This is a genomic window from Xanthomonas cannabis (genome assembly GCF_040616535.1).
Taxonomy (GTDB): Bacteria; Pseudomonadota; Gammaproteobacteria; order Xanthomonadales; family Xanthomonadaceae; genus Xanthomonas; species Xanthomonas cannabis.
On the sequence record NZ_CP136580.1, the window covers coordinates 3,093,124 to 3,113,853 of the forward strand.

The following is a 20,730-nucleotide window of genomic DNA, read 5'->3' on the forward strand; positions in this document are numbered from 1 at the left end:
CAGCGATATCCGGTCTCGATGCAAGCGCGTGTCAAACAACGACATATTTCACAATTGTGGACACACGATTAAGGAGTTGTTACGTTCGAGATTCAGTTCAGCCAGCGCTCAGCGAGCCCGGCTGTTACCCCACATCGTCAGTACAGGAATCTGCAAAGGTCATGTCGAGTCGTCTCCCGCAACGCACCCGTCGTCATCGTTTGAGCGCCGCCTTGTTGGCCGCGCTGGTCGCACCGGCCGGCCACGTTGCCGCGCAATCGGAAAATGGCGTGGCGCCCGGTACCACCGATCTGGACAAGGTCACCGTCACCGGCTCGCGCATTGCGCGTACCGGTTTCGTCACCCCCTCGCCGGTCACCGCCATCAGTGCCGAAGAAATCCGCGCCACCGGCGCGACCACCATCAGCGATCTGATGGCACGCATGCCGGCGCTGGCGCCGAGCTACACCTTGGGTAACTCCACCCGCTTCATCGGTACCGCCGGCCTGGGCCTGCTCGACCTGCGCGGCATGGGCGTGGACCGCACGCTGGTGCTGGTCAACGGCCGCCGCCATGTGGGCTCCAGCCCCGGTTCGACCGCAGTGGACGTCAACACCATTCCGGTGGAATGGGTCGAACGCGTGGAAGTCATCACCGGCGGCGCCTCGGCCGTCTACGGCGCCGATGCAGTGGCGGGCGTGGTCAACTTCATCCTCAAGAAATCCTTCACCGGTTTCGAGACGCGCGCGCAGACCGGCCTGGCCGATGAAGGCAATTACAACCGCTCGTTTGCCAGCTTCTCTGCGGGCACCGACTTTGCGCAAGGCCGCGGCAACATCGCTATCTCGGGCGAATACAGCAAACAGGACCGCTTCGGCCGCGGCAACCGCGCCATCGGCCGCGAGTACCTGGTCAGCGTGCAAAACCCCAGCTTCGACCCAAGCCGCCCGCCAAGCGAGAGCAACCCGCAGACCGTGCTCAGCGGCCCGGGTGGCAACCACGGCACCTCCTACGGCGGCACCTTCAACCTGGGCACGTTCGATTTCCGCAACCCGGCCACGTACGGCAACCGCTATCTGTTCAACGACGACGGCAGCTTCCGTCGCAACCGTTACAACGGCACGGTGGTGAGCAACACCTCGTGCGTGGATTGCGATTTTGCCGACCTCAACGCGGTGGCCGACCTGCAGCCGGGCTTCGACCGCAAGAGCGTCAATACCATGATCAACTTCGAGATCAGCGAAAACCATCGCGTGTTCTTCGAAGGCAAGTACAGCGAAACCGATTCGGAATTCTTCGGCCAGCCGGCATTCGACAGCTCGCTGCGCGTACGCCGCCAGAACCCGTATGTCAGCCCCGAACTCGGCGCGCTGATGGATTCGCGCGGGGCCACGCAGATCCTGATGAACCGCTTCAACGTCGACGCCGGCCGCCGCGGCGAGAACATCGAGCGCAAGACCTACCGTGCGGTGCTCGGTGCCGAAGGCAATTTCACCGACAACTGGACCTACGACGTGTCTGCCAACTACGGCAAGACCACGGTGGACCGGCTCAACCTCAACAACCGCATCAACGAACGTTGGCAGGCCGGCATCGATGCCGCGCGCGATGCCAGCGGCAACATCGTCTGCCGCACCACCCTGGATCCAAGCGCGATCAACCCCAACACCAGCCGGGTGTATTCGGCACTGGCGCGCGAGGGCTGCGTGCCCTTCAGCATCTTCGGCAACGGTGCAGTGAGCCCGGAAGCCGCCGCCTGGTTCAATACCACCGCGCGCTCCCAGGCCAAGATCCAGCAGACCGTGTTCAGCGCCTCGGTGGCCAATAGCAACCTGCTGTCGCTGCCGGCCGGCGACATCGGCATTGCCGGCGGCGTGGAATACCGCAAGGAGCAAAGCGAGGAAATCACCGACCCGCTGGCGGCATCGGGCGTGACCTTCCTCAATGCGATCCCCAACAGCGGCGGCGAATACACCGTCAAGGACGTCTTCGTCGAAAGCACCATTCCGCTGCTGGCCGGGCTGCCGGGCGTGGATCGGTTGGCGCTGGATGTGGCTGGCCGTTATTCGGACTACAGCAGCATCGGCTCGACCAAGACCTGGAACATCGGCCTGGACTGGACCATCATCCCGTCGCTGCGGTTGCGTGGCACCCTGGCGCAGTCGGTGCGCGCGCCCAGCATCGGCGAACTGTACGACTCGCAGAGCGAGAACTTCGCCACCATCAATGACCCCTGCAATTACCTGCCCACCAATACCAATCGCCCGGGCACAGCGGGCGATGTGGGGTTGCGTCAGGCCAACTGCAGTGCGCTGGGTGTGCCGGTGGGCTGGATCGATACCTACACGGCCACCCGCCCCGGCGTGAGCGGCGGCAACCCGGACCTCAAGCCGGAGCGCGCACGCAGCCTGTCCTATGGCCTGGTGTGGCAACCAGAGTTCTTCGAAGGCTTCGGCATGTCGATCGACTACTGGCGCATCGATCTGCGCGATGCCATCGGCACCGTGACGGCCGAGACCAATGCGACGCGTTGCGTGGATAACCCCGGCGGCGTCGGCAACAGCTTTTGCGGCTTCGTGCAGCGTGCCCCGCTGGGCGGCTTCACCGACCCGCAGGGCCGCATCTATCCCGAGCACAGCATCATCGGCTGGCAGGCATTGAATGAAAACCTGGCGCGTTCGCGTCGTGTGGGCGTGGACCTGGAAATGGACTATCGCTTCCAGCTCGGCGAAGGCAACACCGTGTTGCGCTTCGTCGGCACGCGCCTGATCCAGTCGCGCGAATGGGTGTTCCAGGATTTCCCGGCCGAATACGACGAGTACGTGACCTACGTGACCGACCCGCGCTGGCGCGCACAGTTCCAGACCAAATACAACTGGAACGAGTGGCGCGCCTCGTGGGACATGAACTACGTGGACGGCAACCTGCGCGTGACCCCGGAGAGCTACAACAGCAACCCGGGCTCGGCCAGCCCGATCAAGAACGGCTCGTACGTTTACCACAACTTCCAGTTTGGCTATCAGTTTCCCGGTTCGAAGATCGACGTCTACCTGGGTATCGACAACGCCTTCGACAAAGACCCGCCGCGCAACTACTTCGGCTCGGACTTCAACTCCGCGTTGTACGACAACGTGGGCCGGTTCTTCTATCTGGGGACGACCGTGCGGTTTTGAGGGATGTGAGGAAGAAGAGCCCCGCTTGGTCGGGGCTTTTTTTTGCGCAGGGGGACGGGGCCAGCTAGCACAGCGACGGTGACGGCGACCGCGGCATGCCATGGCATGGCCTACGCACATCGTGTCGTGGATATCTGTATCGAATGTAACCAGATCACGTGCACAATTGTTGAGGTTGTTCTTTCCGTGTGCGGCACGCTGGTTCGTTGTGCCGAATTCCTCACCTTTGGTGCGGATAGTGCCAATTTAGTTAAGAATTAATTCCAATCGCTTGCGCCGCTAGACATGGATTCATTACGTTCGGGTTAAGGCCATCTGACTCCCCGATGACCGCCCCTTATCCGAAATCCAGTTCAAAGGTCAGGAATGAGCAATCAGTTTCGTCGCCAGGTCCTCAAGCGCACCGCCCTCGCCGTCGTGCTCGGTGCCTGCCTAGCCAACGGCGCGGTCAACGCGCAAAGCACCACCGGTAGCATCTACGGCAGCGCACCTGCCGAAGCTGGCAGCACCATTGTCGTACAGAGCGACACCGGTCTCAGCCGCACCATCACCATCGATGCAAATGGCCGTTACAACCTCGGCTCGCTGCCGGTGGGTGCCTACACCGTTACCCTGAAGCGCGGCGATCAGGTCGTCGATACCCGCAAGAACGTGCAGCTGCGCGTCGGCTCGGGCACTGAAGTGTCGTTTGCTGCCGCTGCCTCTGGCGGCAACGCCGATGCAACTACACTCGGCGCGATCACCGTCACGGCAGCAAACGCACCGAAGATCGATGTCAGTTCCACGTCGTCACGTTCGGTGATTACGTCTGAGCAGCTGGCAACGTTGCCATTGGGCCGCAGCGCCGAAGCGATTGCGTTGTTGGCACCGGGTGCAGTGTCCGGCGCGGGTGCATTCAACAACGGCTCGCGCTCGGTGGTGTCCTTTGGCGGCTCCGGTGTCACCGAAAACGCGTACTACATCAACGGCTTCAACGTCAGCAATCCGTTGAGCAACCTGGGCGGCGTCAGCTTGCCTTATGGCGCCATCGACCAGCAGGAAACCTACACCGGCGGTTACAGCGCCAAGTACGGCCGCTCGACCGGCGGCGTGATCAACCAGCTCGGCAAGCGCGGCACCAACGAGTGGCACTTCGGCGTCCAGACCGTGTGGGAGCCGGACTCGCTGGCGAGCTCGCGCGGCGATGTCTGGTTTCCGAATGCATCGTTACCTGCCGGATATAAGTACGACACACCAGAACAGCCAGGCACCCTGTATCGCGCCGGCAAGGACAATACCCAGACGCGTACCGTCTATAGTGCCTATGCAGGCGGCCCTTTGATTGAAGATCGCCTTTTCATCTTTGTAGCAGGTGAATCAGAGAAAGTTGACGGCGTCAGCACCAACGCCAGCAGTGATTCGATCCAGGCGCGCAATAACTACGAGTACAGCACACCGAAGTTCTACGGCAAACTGGACTGGAACATCAACGACAGCAACATTGTTGAATACACCAGGATTCAAAACACCGACCGGCGGAGCGGCTCCTATACCAGTTTTGACTATGACGGACTCGTCCGTGGTGGTCCGACAGGCACATTCCCTGACACCTTCAAAATCAAGGATACGTACGACATCTTCAAGTACACCGGCTATATCACCGATGACTTGACCTTGAACGCAACGTGGGGCCGTAGCACACAGCACAATCAACAGTTCAACCCCTTCATTTCCGACCTTCCCTTCCTGGGAAGTGTTACAAGCCAGAATCCGGCTATTACTGGCGGCACGCCGATTCGCAACAATCAGGCTACCAATCGTGCAAAGGCTGACGATCCGATCAACAAGAGCCGTAGCCTGCGGCTGGAGTTGAATTATCGGCTTGGCGACCACGACATTACCGCCGGCGTCGACAACATGTACTTTAATGCCTACGACGAAGGCGTGCGTACGACCGGCCCCGGCTACCAATGGATTTATGGACGTGCTGCCACGGAGCAGACGCCAGTCCGTCCCGGGCTAGGAGTCGGTCCGGCAGGCCCGGGCTCTAACGGCTTCTACGCCCAACAGCGCATTTTCACCACCACCACAAGCATGGCCGTGGAGCAAAAAGCGTATTACTTGGAAGATCGCTGGCAGGTCAATGATAACTGGTTGGTGACACTTGGTATCCGCAATGATCAGTTCACCAACTTCAACAGTGATCACGTCGCCTATGTGGATAGCGGTGACCAATGGGCTCCACGTCTGGGAGCGAGCTGGGATGTCTTCGGTGATTCATCGCTGAAGATATTCGCCAATCTCGGCCGCTACTATCTAGCGCTTCCTAATAGCGTTGCCATCCGTGGCGCCTCGGCGTCTACCTATACCGATCAATATTTCACCTACACAGGCATCGACGCAAATGGCGAACCAACTGGTTTGACGCCGTTCGGGCCTGGCCCGGTATCGGCCAATGGCGAATTTGGTCAGGCACCCAACCCAGGAGCATTTGCTCCAAGCGACTTGAAGTCGCAATACCAGGATGAGCTGATTCTTGGCTTTGAAAAGACGATTGGCGAAAGCTGGAATTCCGGCGCCAAGGCAACCTATCGGAAGCTGGAAGCTGCAATCGACGACGTCTGCGACATGCATAACGATGACTACACTGCACGTGGCGATCTGAAGCTCGCATCGCAAGGAATTGACCCCAGGACCATCGATATCCCGTATTGCGTAATTTTCAATCCGGGGAAGACCAATACTTACAATCTAGAGAACCTCGACGGGTCAGGTTTTACGCAGCTACAGATGTCCCAATCGGACTGGGGTTTCACCGACAAGGCCAAGCGCAGTTACGTGGCGGTTGATCTTTTCTTGGAACACCCGTTTGATGAGAAGTGGTACGGCCGCATCGATTATACCTGGTCACACAGTTACGGTAATACTGAAGGCCAAGTGAAATCCGACATTGGTCAAGCTGACGTCTCCAAAACACAGGACTGGGATGCTGCAGCCCTGATGTATTACGCTGGTGGAAGCTTGGCTAATGATCGTCGCCATCAATTGAAGGCGTTCGGCGCTTACCAGATCAATCCCGAATGGATGGCGTCAGCCACTTTGCGCGTCATGTCCGGCACCCCGGTTTCCTGCCTCGGTTACTTCAATGACCCGCAGAATCCGGATCCGATCAGTTACGGATCGGCTTACCACTACTGCGCGGGCCAGCCATCCCGGCCTGGCGACGCTGGCCGGACACCGTGGATCAAGAACGTGGATCTAGGTGTGACCTATCGCCCCTCGTTCGCCGAGCATAAGCTTGCAATCGGTCTTCAGGTATTCAACGTATTGAACGATCGCTCTGTTACTCGTATAGATGGCGTTTACGAGACTGACCCAGGCTTGGTATCCAATACGTATGGCATCGGCCTGCAGGACTACAGCTACAACACGCCACGCTACGTCCGTCTGTCCGCATCCTACGACTTCTGACCACAGCCGCCGGAAGCGTCGCCTTGACGCTTCCGGTGTTTTTGGATTCCATCAACCCTGACTCTTAATTAGAATTTTCCAACCCACCTCTCTCCAAGTAAACATAAAAGCACCGACTATTCTTTAGCTAAAAATCCAAGTCAACACCACGCAGGCATCGAAGCAGACAATGGAAGTCAAAAAAAATAAAACATCATCACCTTCGGAAGTTTTGCGAACAGCTGACGAGGCCGGCTTAAGTCAGGAAAGGATTACGACCCATGCCTCTGGGATTTGAGGCTAAACAAGGAGATAGTCAAATGAAAACAGCAGTACTGGTAGCGATCTTTTCGGCAATGAGCGGGCTTGCCATAGCCCCGACTGCAAGCGCAGCGACTCAATACGGGCGTACATGGATGTGGTTCGATGCAAATGAGAACCTAGTTGGCCAGAGCATACTGTATTGCAGCAATCAGACGGAGCATCAGGGGACGACATCGACCGAAAAGCGTGTCGTCATTGTTTATGCATGCGATACGCGTGATGTCAGCTCGATCAGCTATACCATGTTGTCGTCGCAGTTGCGCTCTGACTTCTGCGATACATGGGGACAGGGCATGTGCGACAGCGGCCCATGGATAAACGGCTACCTGACCAGCCCACGGCAGCCCGGCTTGTACAACTGACTATCGAAGACCTGGCTTAATCCACAGCCGTAGATATATAAATAGCCCTCATGAATGATCACCTTTACAGGCCAATTACGCCGACTTAAATTTTTTCCAAAAAATTTGTCGCTGATTTTTCCGGAAAACTTCAAACAAGCGGTCAGCGTGACATGTTCTGACCGCTGGCACTGCGGAAAAAACATCAGCATCAATGGCGCCCCTTACACTTCAATAGCGAAGATCGCCTGAAAACCTTCGCCAGTTGAAATAGTGCATGACTAGAAGGCCCTGGTTACCAGGGCCTTTTTTCGACCGAGAAGAAAAGCATGCCGCTCGGCACAGCATCACGTTCCCAATAGCACGTGCGCCGCATTATGCCCAGGCGCCCCGGTCACGCCGCCGCCGGGATGCGTCCCAGATCCGCACAGATATAACCCCGGCACTGCACCGCGATACGCGCCCTGCCCAAGCATCGGGCGCGCGCTGAAGAGTTGATTGAGGCTGAGCGCGCCGTGGAAGATGTCACCGCCCACCAAGCCAAAAATGCGCTCCAGATCGAGGGGGCTGAGAGCCTGCCGGCCTAGCACCGATGCGGCAAATCCTGGTGCGTAGCGCTCCACGGTGGCGATCATCAGATCCGCCACCTCGTCGCGGTAGTCATCCCAGTGCCGGCCGTCCGGTAGCTGCGGTGCCACGTGCTGACAAAACAGGCTGGCGACATGTTGCCCGGGCGGCGCCAACGTGTCGTCTAAGGTGCTGGGAATCAACAGTTCTACCACCGGTTCGCGCGACCATCCGACGGCGCGTGCATCCTGCAAGGCGCGGTCCATGTAATCCAGGCTTGGCCCAAGAATAATGCCGGCAGTGAGGTGGTCGCCCGCACCAGGCAACGCCGTGAACTCAGGCAGGCGCGAGAGCGCGACATTCATGCGAAAGGTGCCCGAACCGCAGCGGTAATGCGCGATGCGTTCGCGGGTTGTTGCAGGAACATCGTCGTGGCGCATCAAGCGCTGATAGAGCAACTTCGGATTGACATTGGCAACCACGTTGCGGGCGCGCAGCGTGTCGCCCTTGGCAGTCACCACGCCGACTGCACGTCCCTGCTCCACCAGCACGTGGTCCACCGCGCAGCCGGTGCGAATCTGAGCACCGGCTGCGCGCGCGCTGGCGGCCATCGCCTGGGTGATCGCGCCCATGCCGCCAATGGCGTGGCCCCAGGCGCCCTTGACGCCATTGCTCTGCCCGAACACGTGGTGCAACAACACGTACGCGGTTCCAGGTGTGTAGGGGCTGGCGTAATTGCCAACGATGCCGTCGAAGCCGAATAAGGCCTTGATGGGCGCGCTTTCGAACCAGCGCTCCAGATACTCCGCTGCTGAAATCGTGAACAGATCCAGCAGTTCCTGGCGCAAGGCCAGCGACAAGCCCTGCAACTGCAAGCCGACCTTGCCCGCCCGCCATAGCTGCGGCAGCGTCTGCAGCCAACCGCCATCGGTCACGTCAGGCGGCAGCTGCAAGGCAAGGGCACGCAAGACATCGGCCAGTTGCTCCAGACGCGCTTCGTAGGCAGGCAACGCAGCGGCATCGCGCACAGAGAATTTGGCGATTTCCATAGCCGTGCGCCCCGCACCGGCCAGCAGATACTCGCCGTTCGGCAGCGGCAGAAAATTATTGATGCGGCGCGGCACCACGCGCAAACCGTGCCGCTCCAGGGCCAGGTCGGCGATCACCTTGGGTTGCAACAGCGACACGGTGTACGCGGCGACCGAGTTACGAAATCCCGGATGGAATTCTTCGGTCACCGCTGCGCCGCCGACTACATCTCGTGCTTCGAGCACCAGCACGCGCTTCCCAGCCCGGGCCAGATAGGCCGCGCACACCAGGCCGTTGTGGCCGGCGCCGATGATCAGGGCATCAAGCGGTCTGGAGGTATTGGGCATGCACGCGTATATAGCACTGCCCCTTGCCAGCGACCATCCGGGCCACAATTGTTATGGCGTGGCTGCTCCGCTCAGCGATGACGCCATGCGGGACCTCTCCACTAGCACGCCGCCAAGCGGCAGCGCATAGCCAAGCCCATTCCGCGCTGCCGCGCACCACAACCCTCCGCAGGGCGACCACTCGCGGGAGCACATGCACCGGCCCGCGTACACACCCCGCACCCATGACCTTCGACACCATGCCATCCGGCTGGCGAGGCGTAGAGTGCCGGCCACGGCTCCGGCGACGGAGCTTCCCAATCGACTGCTGCTCCTGGAGCCTTTGTGATTCGAACACCTCATCTATTGACGTTGACCCTGGCCGTGGCGGCCGCGCTCAGTGGTTGCAAGAAATCCGACGACGCTGCACCGGCGGCCCCGGCCGGCGACGCCGCAACTGCGGCAACCACTGCGCCTGCGGCGCCCAAGACGCTGACCCTGAACCAGAGCAAGCTGCCGGCGGTGAACCAGTTCACTGCGGCAGACCTCGACCCCAACGGCAATGCCTGTACCGACCTCAACGCCTACGCCAATGCCAAGTTCCTGGCCGCCAACCCGGTGCCGGGCGACCGCACCAGCTGGGGCGCATTCGAGATGCTCGACGAGCGCTCCAATGCGATCCAGCAGCAGTTGGTCGAACAGGCCGCTGCGGACACCAAGGCGACGGGCGTGGAGAAGATCGTCGGCGACCTGTGGTCCACCGGCATGGACGAAGCCAAGATCAACGCGCAGGGTATCGAGCCGCTGAAGCCGGAGCTGGCGGCTATCGACGCCATCAGCGACCAGGCCAAGCTGGTCGACTATCTGCGCAGCAGCGCGGCCAAGGGCAACAACGACCTCTTCAGTTTCGGCGCCGAGGCGGACTTCAAGAAGTCCAGCCAGAACATCGCCTACGCCATGCAGGGCGGCCTGGGTCTGCCGGACCCGGAGTACTACACCAGCGCCGGCAACAAGGCCAAGCTGGACGCCTACCAGGCGCACGTGGCCAAGGTGCTGGAACTGTCCGGCGTGGCCGCGGCCGATGCCGCCGCGCAGGCCAAGCAGGTGGTCGCGTTCGAAACCCGCCTGGCCAAGGTGTCCAAGACCAGCACGCAATTGTCGCGTGATGCCTCGCTGGCCTACAACCCGATCTCCCCGGCCGATGCCGACAAGCTGACCCCGAACTGGTCGTGGACCGAGTTCTTCAAATCGCAGGGCGTCACCACGCCGGAGATGTTCTCGCTGGCGATCCCGGCCTTCCATCAGGAAGTGAGCAAGATGATTGCCGACACCGACCCGGCGATCTGGCGCGCATACCTGCGCTTCCACACTGTCGATGGCGCTTCGCCGTACCTGAGCCAGCCCTTCGTCGATGAGAGCTTTGCGTTCTACAACAAGACGCTGCGCGGCCAGAAGGAAATCAAGCCGCGCTGGAAGCGCGTGCTGGCCACCATCAACGGCCAGACCGGTGAAGCGCTGGGCCAGATGTACGTCAAGGTCGCCTTCCCGGCCGAGTCCAAGGCCAAGATGGAAACCCTGGTGACCAATCTGCGCACCGCGCTCAAGGCCCGCATCGAAAAGCTGGACTGGATGAGCCCGGAGACCAAGACCAAGGCGATCGCCAAGTGGGAAAGCTTCACGCCCAAGATCGGCTACCCGGAAAAGTGGCGTGAGTGGAATGGCCTGACCACCACCCGCGACAGCTACCTGGGCAACGTGCAGGCCGCGGCCGAATACAACTACAAGTGGAACCTGTCCAAGATCGGCAAGCCGGTGGACAAGACCGAATGGGGCATGAGCCCGCAGACGGTCAACGCCTACTACAACCCGCTGCAGAACGAGATCGTGTTCCCGGCCGCGATCCTGCAGCCGCCGTTCTTCGACCCGAATGCGCCGGAGGAAATGAACTACGGCGGCATCGGCGCGGTGATCGGCCATGAGATGACCCATGGCTACGACGACCAGGGCAGCCGCTTCGGTGCCGATGGCAACTTCATCCCCGATCCGGGCTGGTGGACGCAGAAGGATCTGGACGCGTTCAAGGCGCGCACCGGCAAGCTGGTAGCGCAGTTCGACGGCTACCGCACGCCGGCCGGTGACAAGGTCAAGGGCGACCTGACCCTGGGCGAGAACATTGCCGACCTGGGCGGCCTCAATACCGCCTACGACGCGATGAAAACCGCCACCGCCGGCAAGGACGACCCGAAGACCGACGGCATCACCCGCGACCAGCGCTTCTTCCTCAACTGGGCCACGGTGTGGCGCCGCAACTTCACCCCGGAAGAACTCGTCGTGCGCCTGAAGACCGATCCGCATGCGCCGGCCAACTTCCGCGCCATCGGTGCACCGTCGAACATGCCGGCCTTCGCCGCTGCGTTCTCGTGCAAGGCGGGCGATGCGATGGTGCGTCAGGGCGACAAGCAGGTTGTGATCTGGTAATTGCGTGGTCGTTGCAAACGACGGGCGGCGATCGAGAGGTCGCCGCCCGTTTTTCTTTGGAGATGCCTTGTGAGGCTGCGCAATGCGGTCCGCGCCTTCAAGCGCCGCGCCAGCGCCGTGCACGATGCATTGACTGCACGCATCAGGTCCCGGCGACCACCAGGTGCACCGCATCGGCGACAGAGAGTCCGTGCGCTCATGCCTTGACCTGCACCACACCGCTGACGTTTGCGACGGCTGGTTCGGATTCGGGGCACGCCCGTTGCCATTTTCCCTGCGCCATCAGGCACCTGTTGTCCAGCGATCAGCACCCTAAATACAAGTCTCAACAAAGCTCAAACGCATGCGCCAGCACGGCAGAGCCCGCCTATTCTCGGTGCTCCTTCCTGCCACTTTCTGCCATGTCAGCCATCAAGACTTCAACACTCGCCCTTGCCCTGCTGGTCGCTTTGACGGGCTGCAAGCGCGCATCCGATGACAGCAGCGTACCGACGCAGGCACCCACTGCGGCCGCCACTCCATCCAAGCCGGCTTTCGATATCGAAGAGCTGGATACCGCGTCAAGCGCGTGCACGAATCTGGATACCTTCGTCAATGCCAAGTGGGACAAGGCCAATCCGATTCCGCCCGACCAGACCACTTGGGGCGTGTTCGACGAGCTCGTGGAAAAGAGCCTGGCCACGCAGCGACGGATTGTCGAAGCCGCCGCAAGGCAGGCAGACAAACAGGCCGATCCCCTGACCCGCAAGCTGGGCTTGCTGTACGCCCCGGGCATGGACGAACACGCCATCGAAGCAGCCGGCTACGACCCCATTCGTCCGCAGCTGGAGGCGATTGCCACACTCAGCTCCAGCACCGCGATTGCCGACTACATCACCAAACGCTACGCAGAAGGCGACGCACTGGTGTTCGATTTCGGTGCCGGCCCCGATTTCCACAAGGCTGAGCAGCAGATCGCGTTCGCCCAGGAAGGTGGCCTGGGGTTGCCGACCAAGGACTATTACACCGCTGCGCAATACGCTCCCATCCGCGCAGCCTACCTCGCCTACATCGCCAAATCCTTCGAACTCACCGGGAGCGATGCCGACACGGCCAAACGCCAGGCCAAAGACGTCATGACGCTCGAATCGCGCCTGGCCGCTGCATCGCTTGCGCCGACCGATGCCCGCCAGCCCAAGAACCGATATCACTTCCTCAGCGTCGCCGATGCCGACAAGATCACGCCGCACTTTTCGTGGACAACATTCTTCGCCGCGCAGGGCGTGGATGTCGGCCCCGGCTTCTCGCTGTCGCAACCACGCTTTTTTGCGGCATTCGATCAACAATTAGCCACCGCGCCGGTGGCGCAGTGGCAGGCATATCTGCGCTTCCATACCATCGATGAGGCGTCCAAGCAGCTCAGCAAGGCGTTCGTCGACAACAACTTTGCGTTTTATGGAAAGACGCTGTCCGGGCAGCCCGAACAACGGCCGCGCTGGAAGCGCGTTCTTCGTGCGGTCAACGGGGCCATGGGCGAAGGCCTGGGCGAACTGTACGTCGCCAAGGTCTTCACGCCCGACACCAAGCAACGCGCCGCCGAACTGGTGGACAACATCCGTGCCGCACTCAAGACACGGATCGAGCACGTCGACTGGATGAGCGAGCAGACCAAGGCCAAGGCCTTGGCGAAGTGGGAAACCTTCCTGCCCAAGATCGGTTACCCGGACACCTGGCGCGACTGGTCCGGGCTGGAGATCGTGCCCGGCGCGTATTACCGCAACCTGCAGGCCGCGGCAAAGTTCAACTACCACTACGACATTGCGCAAATCGGCAAACCCACCGATCGCAAGCGCTGGACGATGACGCCGCAGACGGTCAACGCGTATTACAGCCCCAGCACAAACTCCATCAGTTTCCCGGCCGCCATCCTGCAACCGCCATTCTTCGATGCCAACGCGGATGACGCACTGAACTACGGCGCGATCGGCGCCGTCATCGGCCATGAGGCGTCGCATGGTTTTGACGATCAGGGCAGCCAATTCGATGGCGCGGGCAACAATGTCAATTGGTGGACGCCGCAGGATCGCAAAGCCTTCGACGCGCGCACCGATGTGCTGGTCAAGCAATTCGACGCCTATGTGCCGCTGCCGAACCATCCAACCCTGCACGTCAACGGCAAGCTCACCCTGGGCGAAAACATCGCCGACCTGGGTGGCCTCAACATTGCCTACGACGCCTTGCAGACCGCACTGCGCACGCATCCCGAGCGCGCACGCACGATCGATGGCTACCGCCCGGAACAACGGTTTTTCCTGGGCTTTGCGCGCAACTGGCGCGAACAGGTCCGTGAGCAGCAGCAGCTGGTCTATCTGGCCTCCGACCCGCATTCGCCAAGCCACCTGCGTGCCATCGCCTCGCCGTCCAACATGCCGCAATTCGCCCAGGCGTTCTCCTGCAAGCCAGGCGATGCAATGGTGCGCCCGGACAAGGACCGCGTGGTGATCTGGTAAGCGCCTGCAAGCGCTTCCAACCCATGAGCGCACGCACAGGCCCGCACACGCGGGCCTGTCGCGTTCATGCAAACGGCCGGTACCGGAGACGAACGGCAGCGGGCGCATGCCTGCGCAGCACGCAGCCTTGCTAAACTCCGCCGACTTTACTCTGGCCACCTGTCTTCTCGATGCCCACCATTCGCCCGCTTGCCCTCGCTCTTGGCTTCAGCCTGATCACGCTGCTGTCCGCCCCCGACGCCGACGCCGCTCGCAAGAAGAAGGCAGCTCCCAAGGCCCCGGCCGTCTCTGCGGCCTGCACCGATTTCTACGACTACGCCAATGCCGGCTGGCTGAAGGCCAACCCGGTGCCGCAGGCCGGCGCCGTGACCGCGCTGGGCCAACTGTCCGACCGCGCACTGCAGCAGCAGCGTGAGTTGCTGGACGCCTCGATGAAGGCGCCGCAGGGCAATGTGCAGAAGCTGCTGGGCGATTTCTGGGCGAGCGGCCTGGATGAGGCCGCCGTGGAAAAGGACGGCTCCAACCCGATCGCCCCCTTGCTGTCGCGCATCGACGCGATCAAGAAGGCCAAGGATGTGCCCGCTTCGATCGCCGCATTGCATCAGGTCGGCATTCCGGTCGGCTTCAACTTCGGTCCCGATGTGGACCTGAAGGCGCTGGACCGCCACATCGGCTACTTCATGCAGGGCGGCATGGGTCTGCCCGACCCGGCGTTCTACACCCGTACCGATGCCGACACCCAGGCGCTGATGGGCCGCTACCGCGCCTACGTCAAGCAGATCCTGGCGTTGACTGGCACCCCGGCCGACAAGCTCGACGCCGATGCCGCCTCCGTGCTGCAGATCGAAACCGCGCTGGCGCGTAGCGCGCAGTCGGTGCAGGGCATCAACAACCCCTTCAACAACTACGCCCCGATCGCCACCAAGGAGCTGACCAAGCAGTACAAGAACCTGCGCCTGGCCGACTTCCTGGAGGCCCAGGGCGTCAAGGACGACCTGGTGTCGATGGCCGACCCGGCCATGTTCAAGCAGCTCGACAGCATGATCGTCAGCATCAAGCCGGAGCAGTGGAAGGCCTACCTGCGCTGGCGCGTGGGCGATGCGATGGCGCCGTACCTGTCCAAGAGCTTCCACGATGCCGAATACCAGTTCCGCGGCCGCCTGCTGCGTGGCGACGCCGTGGCGCCGCAGCGCTGGCAGCAGGTGCTGGATGCCATCAACGTGGCTGCCGGCCCGATGCTGGGTCGCGAATACGTGGCGCGTTACCTGAGCAGCGACACCCGCCGCCAGGCCGAAGCCATCGCCGACCAGGTGCGCGACGCACAGCTGGCCGCGCTGGAGCGCACCGGCTGGGGTAACGGCGAGGCAGTGGCAGAAGCCAAGGCCAAATTGACCGCGATGAAGATCGAAGTCGGCGCACCGCGTCGCGATCTGGATTACACCGTGCAGCCGATGGGCCGTGGCAGCTTCGGCGGCAACATGCTGATCGCCTCGACCTGGCGTCACCGCGAGGAAATGAAGCGCATCGGCAAGGGCAACGCCGACCGTCGCTGGGACGTGCTGCCGCAGCAGCCCGCCGTCGCCTATGACATTGCACAGAACCGCCTGATCGTCACCGCTGCCGTGTTGCAGGCACCTGTGCTGACCAGCGGCAGCACGCCGGCGGCCCAGTACGGCGCCTACGGCGCGCTTGTGGCGCACGAGCTGACCCGCGCGATCGACGCCAAGGGGTCGCTGGTCGATGCCAAGGGCGAGCTGCGTAGCTGGTGGACGCCGGCCGAAAAGACCAGTTGGACGCTGCTCACCGGCAAGGTGGCCAATCAGTTCGCTGCCTATCCGTACCCGGGCGTGCCCAATGCCAAGGTCAACGGCGCGCAGACCGCCGAAGAGAACCTGGCCGATCTGGCCGGCGTCGAATTGGCCTGGCAGGCCTTCAGCAAGGCGCAACCCGCCGCCACCGAAGCCGACAAGCAGGCCTTCTTCACTGCCTGGGCCGGCCTGTGGGCACAGCAACTGTCGCCGAACGAAGCGGTGCAGCGCGCCAGCGCCGACATCCGTGCACCGGGCCAGTGGCGCACCAATGGCCCGCTGTCGAACCTGCCGGAGTTCGGAGCAGCATTCACCTGCAAGCCGGGCCAGCCGATGCAGCGCGTGGACGCGGACCAGATCAAGATCTGGCGTTGATTCACGCGCCAGGAGGTCACTGGCAATCAACACGCAGTGGCAGGCAATGAAAAAGAGCGCGGAATCCGCGCTCTTTTTTTGTCTCCACGTTTGTCGATTTACCGACCAGCCTGAAACACGCTGAACGTAGGAGCGGACCTGGCCGCGACACGGCTTTACCGGTAACCGCCGTCGCGGCCGGATCCGCTCCTATGAATCGATGCGTAGTCCGACCTCAGCGCACCACGCGCAACGGCGGCTTGCGGCCCTTGCCACCGCCCTTGCGGCCGCCGCTGCTACCGAACGGCGGCTGGCCGCGCCAATAGCGGATCATCAGCCAGCCGAACAGCATGCCGCCCAGGTGCGCGAAATGCGCCACGCCCGGCTGCCAGCCGGTCGCGCCCAGAAACAATTCGATCGCGCCAAACACGATCACAAAGGTGCGCGCCTTCATCGGAATCGGTGGGAACAGCAGCATCACGCGCTGGTTCGGGAACAGCATGCCGTAGGCCAGCAATAGCCCGAACACACCACCCGAGGCCCCCACCACCGGCGCACCGCTCTGGGTGAACCAGGCCATCAGCAACTGGCACACGCCGGCCCCGGTCACGCACACCAGGTAATAGGTGAGAAAGCGCTTCTGGCCCCAGGTCTGTTCCAGCGGCGCACCGAACATGAAAAGCGCCAGCATGTTGAAGAACAGATGGTTGAAACCGCCATGCAGGAAGGCGTAGGTCAGCAACTGCCACGGCATGAAGCTGGCACCGGGCGAAAACGCATCGAAGCCGTTGGACAGCGGCCACAGCATCAGCCATGACAGCGTGCTATCGGATGGCAGCATGCCCGCACCCAGGTCGCCCACCGCCCACTGCAGGAGGAACAGGCCGATGTTGGCGATCAATAAGGCTTTGGTGACGGGCGGCAGTTGGGGCATGGCGGCATTCCTTCAGAATGCTGCAGATGATAACGGCAGCCCTATGAAGGCCCCCACACGGCCGCATCCAGCCGCTGTGCGGCACTGGCCCGGCGCACACGGCCCTGCTCCACCCGGACGCCCTCGGCACGCAGCCGCTGACACTGCTCGCGATGGCCTGCCGAGCCTTCGGGCAGGGCGATCCGGCCGTCACTGCGCACCACGCGGTGCCAGGGCAGCTGCGGGTCGTCATTGCCGCTGAGCACGCGCGCCACCAGCCGCGCACGGCCCGGCAAGCCGGCGCGCTGGGCAACGTCCCCATAACCGGCGACCTCGCCCACGGGAATCGCGCGGATCACCTGGAGAATCCGCAGCCGCGCCTGCTCGCCGGACAGTGACTCACCCTTGGAGGCGGCATGCCCTGCAGAGGTGGCGGATAGAAATGGCGTTGAAAAGCGAGATCTGGACATCGCGCAAGCATGCCAGCTGACGGGGGTGCATATGCGCGTGCGGATCGCCCCGTAGGCTAAGAGAAAGTTGCAAGCCCCTCTCCCCCGGGAGAGGGGTTGGGGTGAGGGTACGGGCGCAGCAAGCAAACCGCTCAGGCAACGCAATACGTCGTCATTCGCCCGATGAGAGTACAAAAAGCTTTGAACATCAGATCGAGCTGGATCAATGAGTCGCTTGTGCTGAGGCCTCTCCCCGCTGGGATAGGCTTCATTCCTTCTCACATCGGGACATTGCCCCTTTATGGGAGAGAAGGTGGCGCCCAGCGCCGGATGCGGGCACGGCTGCCACTGGAGATCGCAGTCTGGGAGTAAACGCGGCATCGCCTTATGCGCCGCCACATGGCAACCAACCATTGATAGCGACGGCAACGCCACCGCGCCGCCATCCCTCAATGCATCAACACGATCTCTTCCGACGAGGTCGGATGAATCGCCACCGTCTCGTCGAAGTCGCGCTTGGTCGCGCCCATCTTCACCGCAACCGCAAAGCCCTGCAGCATCTCGTCGGCGCTCTCGCCCAGCAGATGCACGCCGACCACACGCTCCTCCTGGCCTGCGCATACCAGCTTGAACAGGCTGCGCTGCGGCGCATCGGCCAGCGCATGCAGCATCGGGCGGAAGTTGCTGCGATAGACACGCACCTCGCCGTTGTACCGTTCGCGTGCCTGCTCCTCGGTCAGCCCCACATGGCCCAGCGGCGGGTGCGAGAACACCACGCTGGGCACGCCGTCGTAGTCCATGCGCGCATCGGGCTGGTTGCCGAACAACCTGTCCATCAGCTTGCGCGCCGCCGCGATCGCCACCGGCGTCAGCCCGACCTTGCCAGCCACATCGCCGATCGCATGAATGTTGGGCACATTGGTGGTCTGCCCGTCGTCCACCACTACCTCGCCCTTGTCGCCGAGCGTCACCCCGACGCCATCCAGGCCCAGGCCGGCCGTGTTGGCGCGCCGGCCAATGGCAAAGAACACCTTGTCGAACACATCGTTGCCTTGCTCGCGCGGATGCGCAGGATGACCATGCACGCGCAGCCCGCCCTGCGCATCGCGCTCCAGACCGGTGGTGGTGAAACCGAAATGCAGGCGTACGCCCAGGTGGCGCAGGTTGTCGGCCAACTGCAGCGTCAACTCCGCATCGAAGCGCTCCAACAGACGGTCGCTTTGCACGTACAGGTGCACGCGGCTGCCAAGTGCCTGCAACAGGCCGGCGATTTCCACCGCGATATAGCCACCCCCAACGATCGCCACGTGCGCTGGCGCATGGCAAAGGTCGAAGAAATCGTCTGAAACCTCGCCGTGCTCGGCGCCGTCCACGCCCGGGCGCAGCGGATGCGCACCGGTGGCGATGACGATGTGCTCGGCAGTGACTGGCACACCGTCGCCACCCAGGATGGTATGGCGGTCCTGCAACACGCCACGCTGCGGGATCAGGACCACGCCATCTTCGTTGAGACGCCGCCGATAACTCGCATGGATGTTGGCGATGTAGCCCTGCCGATGCGTGACCAGCTCCTGCCATGCCAACGCGGGTCGCGGCACATCGAACCCCAGCGCGCCGGCCAGCTCGATCTTGCCGGCCAGATCGGCCGCCAGCCACATCGCTTTTTTCGGCACGCAACCCAGGTTGACGCAGGTCCCGCCCAGCTCGCCGGGCTCCATGATCGCCACGCGCGCGCCGTGTTTTGCCGCGCGAAAACCGGCCGCCAGCCCACCGGAACCGCCGCCCAGAATCACCACGTCGTAGTCGTAACGCGCACTCATGCGAATCGCTCCGCCCGGTAGGGATGCGGGTCCAGCGCAGGTGCGCGGCCCGTGATCAGGTCGGCCATCAGTTTTCCGCTTGCAGTGCTCATGCTGATCCCGAGCATGCCATGGCCGGCCGCGAGCCAGACGTGAGGACGCGCCGGCACGGCGCCCAGTACCGGCACATCGTCCCAGGTCATCGGTCGCCATCCATACCAGCGTTCGATCACTGCCGGCCCGCATGGCGCATGCAGATAGTCGGCGGCCGCACGTTCCAGCGCAGCCAGGCGCGCGGGCGTGAGCTGGATGTCGTGGCCGGAAAATTCCATCGTGCTGCCGATGCGCAGCCGGTCGCGCCACGGCACCACGAACACCCAGCGATCCTTCAGCACCACTGGGCGGCGCGGCATCAACGGTGGTGCGCTGTAAGTGATCGAATAGCCCTTGCCGGCCTGCACCGGCAGGCGTAGCCCGAGCTGCGCGGCCAGCTGCGGCGACCACGGCCCGGTGGCGATCACCACCTCACGTGCGTGCAGCACCGCCGGGTCGGTGTGCACACAGACACCGGATGCCTCCGGCAGCACGGCATGCACGCGGCAGTGCTCATCGATCACCGCGCCCTGCGCGCGCAGCACCCTGGCCAGTTCTGCGGTATAGCGTTCCGGGCGCAGATGCGCGTCGCCAGGGAAATGGATCGCACCTGCGATGCCGTCGCGAAATGCCGGATCCTGCCGCGCGTAGTCGGCGCCATCGATTACCTGCGTCTGGATGCCCCACTGCGCCAGCACCTTGCATTCGGCGCGGTACTGCGCAAAGCGGCGTGCATCGCCGAACACATAGTCCAGCCCATCGGTCCGGTAGTCGCAGTCCAGCGCGTAACGCCTCACCCAGTCGTCCAGGCGGTGGCGCGCGTCGTGCAGCAGGGCCGCACGCGCATGCGCACTGGCGTGCCAGTCGCGCGCATTGCAGCGCCGTGCGAACCGCAACAGCCAGCGCCATAACGCCGGATCCAGGCGTGGCGGGATGTACAAGGGCGCGTCCGGCGTCAGCATCCATTTCACCGCCTGCGCGATCATGCCCGGCGCCGCCAGCGGTGGCGCATGGCTTGGCGTGATCGTGCCGCAGTTGCCGTGCGAGGTGGCAGCGCCCAACGCACCGGCATCGAGCACGCGCACCTGACGGCCGGCTTCCACGAGCGCCAGCGCAGTGGCCAGGCCGATCGCGCCGGCACCGATCACCACCACGTCCTCGCGCACGGCGCTCACCCGC

11 protein-coding genes are annotated in these 20,730 nt (G+C 62.6%); 6 read left to right on the forward strand and 5 right to left on the reverse strand.

Going from position 1 to position 20,730, the window contains the following annotated elements; all coding sequences use genetic code 11:
• Window positions 1-161 precede the first annotated feature (161 nt).
• The 3 genes from RZV17_RS13215 (at window position 162) to RZV17_RS13225 (ending at window position 7,267) form a co-directional block, all read left to right on the forward strand.
• Window positions 162-3,152 (forward strand): TonB-dependent receptor domain-containing protein, encoded by a 2,991-nt coding sequence (locus RZV17_RS13215; RefSeq protein ID WP_355604043.1) that lies wholly within the window; start codon window positions 162-164, stop codon window positions 3,150-3,152.
• 366 nt (window positions 3,153-3,518) lie between these two features.
• Window positions 3,519-6,602: a TonB-dependent receptor domain-containing protein gene (locus RZV17_RS13220; protein ID WP_355604046.1), complete on the forward strand. Its 3,084-nt coding sequence runs from the start codon at window positions 3,519-3,521 to the stop codon at window positions 6,600-6,602.
• A gap of 260 nt (window positions 6,603-6,862) precedes the next feature.
• Window positions 6,863-7,267 carry a DUF6289 family protein gene (locus tag RZV17_RS13225; protein ID WP_166745083.1) on the forward strand — a complete coding sequence of 135 codons (405 nt, stop codon included), beginning with the start codon at window positions 6,863-6,865 and terminating at the stop codon, window positions 7,265-7,267.
• A 326-nt stretch (window positions 7,268-7,593) separates the two neighbouring features.
• Here the strand turns inward: RZV17_RS13225 and RZV17_RS13230 are convergent, their stop codons facing one another.
• The gene (locus tag RZV17_RS13230) at window positions 7,594-9,189 is read right to left on the reverse strand and encodes an NAD(P)/FAD-dependent oxidoreductase (protein WP_184385056.1); all 1,596 of its coding nucleotides are present in this window, start codon (window positions 9,187-9,189) and stop codon (window positions 7,594-7,596) included.
• A gap of 345 nt (window positions 9,190-9,534) precedes the next feature.
• Between RZV17_RS13230 and RZV17_RS13235 the strand changes: the two genes are divergently transcribed.
• From RZV17_RS13235 to RZV17_RS13245, 3 genes are all read left to right on the forward strand, one after another.
• On the forward strand, window positions 9,535-11,646 hold the full coding sequence (locus RZV17_RS13235) for a M13-type metalloendopeptidase (protein ID WP_355609363.1): 2,112 nt from the start codon (window positions 9,535-9,537) through the stop codon (window positions 11,644-11,646).
• A 401-nt stretch (window positions 11,647-12,047) separates the two neighbouring features.
• Entirely contained in the window at window positions 12,048-14,135 is a 2,088-nt protein-coding gene (locus RZV17_RS13240) for a M13 family metallopeptidase (protein ID WP_355609366.1), read from the forward strand.
• Between the two features lie 170 nt (window positions 14,136-14,305).
• The gene (locus tag RZV17_RS13245) at window positions 14,306-16,318 is read left to right on the forward strand and encodes a M13 family metallopeptidase (protein WP_104580502.1); all 2,013 of its coding nucleotides are present in this window, start codon (window positions 14,306-14,308) and stop codon (window positions 16,316-16,318) included.
• 214 nt (window positions 16,319-16,532) lie between these two features.
• Here RZV17_RS13245 and RZV17_RS13250 read toward each other — a convergent pair whose 3' ends face one another.
• The 4 genes from RZV17_RS13250 to RZV17_RS13265 all read right to left on the reverse strand — a co-directional run bounded on the left by RZV17_RS13250 (window position 16,533) and on the right by RZV17_RS13265 (window position 20,726).
• A complete protein-coding gene (locus tag RZV17_RS13250; protein WP_355604051.1) occupies window positions 16,533-17,231 on the reverse strand; it encodes a rhomboid family intramembrane serine protease in 699 nt (232 codons plus the stop codon).
• A 41-nt stretch (window positions 17,232-17,272) separates the two neighbouring features.
• On the reverse strand, window positions 17,273-17,680 hold the full coding sequence (locus RZV17_RS13255; RefSeq protein WP_166745079.1) for an MGMT family protein: 408 nt from the start codon (window positions 17,678-17,680) through the stop codon (window positions 17,273-17,275).
• 428 nt (window positions 17,681-18,108) lie between these two features.
• The gene (gene gorA, locus RZV17_RS13260) at window positions 18,109-19,479 is read right to left on the reverse strand and encodes a glutathione-disulfide reductase (RefSeq protein ID WP_355604054.1); all 1,371 of its coding nucleotides are present in this window, start codon (window positions 19,477-19,479) and stop codon (window positions 18,109-18,111) included.
• Entirely contained in the window at window positions 19,476-20,726 is a 1,251-nt protein-coding gene (locus RZV17_RS13265; protein ID WP_355604057.1) for an FAD-dependent oxidoreductase, read from the reverse strand. Before RZV17_RS13265 ends, gorA begins: the two co-directional genes overlap by 4 nt.
• Between the last annotated feature and the right edge of the window lie 4 nt (window positions 20,727-20,730).

Bases quoted from the DNA above. Each gene is read 5' to 3' on its own strand.
- RZV17_RS13245 (WP_104580502.1), top strand. From the start codon at position 14,306: ATGCCCACCATTCGCCCGCTTGCCCTCGCTCTTGGCTTCAGCCTGATC.
- RZV17_RS13255 (WP_166745079.1), bottom strand. From the start codon at position 17,680: ATGTCCAGATCTCGCTTTTCAACGCCATTTCTATCCGCCACCTCTGCA.
- gorA (WP_355604054.1), bottom strand. From the start codon at position 19,479: ATGAGTGCGCGTTACGACTACGACGTGGTGATTCTGGGCGGCGGTTCC.
- RZV17_RS13215 (WP_355604043.1), top strand. From the start codon at position 162: ATGTCGAGTCGTCTCCCGCAACGCACCCGTCGTCATCGTTTGAGCGCC.
- RZV17_RS13240 (WP_355609366.1), top strand. From the start codon at position 12,048: ATGTCAGCCATCAAGACTTCAACACTCGCCCTTGCCCTGCTGGTCGCT.
- RZV17_RS13225 (WP_166745083.1), top strand. From the start codon at position 6,863: ATGCCTCTGGGATTTGAGGCTAAACAAGGAGATAGTCAAATGAAAACA.
- RZV17_RS13250 (WP_355604051.1), bottom strand. From the start codon at position 17,231: ATGCCCCAACTGCCGCCCGTCACCAAAGCCTTATTGATCGCCAACATC.
- RZV17_RS13230 (WP_184385056.1), bottom strand. From the start codon at position 9,189: ATGCCCAATACCTCCAGACCGCTTGATGCCCTGATCATCGGCGCCGGC.
- RZV17_RS13220 (WP_355604046.1), top strand. From the start codon at position 3,519: ATGAGCAATCAGTTTCGTCGCCAGGTCCTCAAGCGCACCGCCCTCGCC.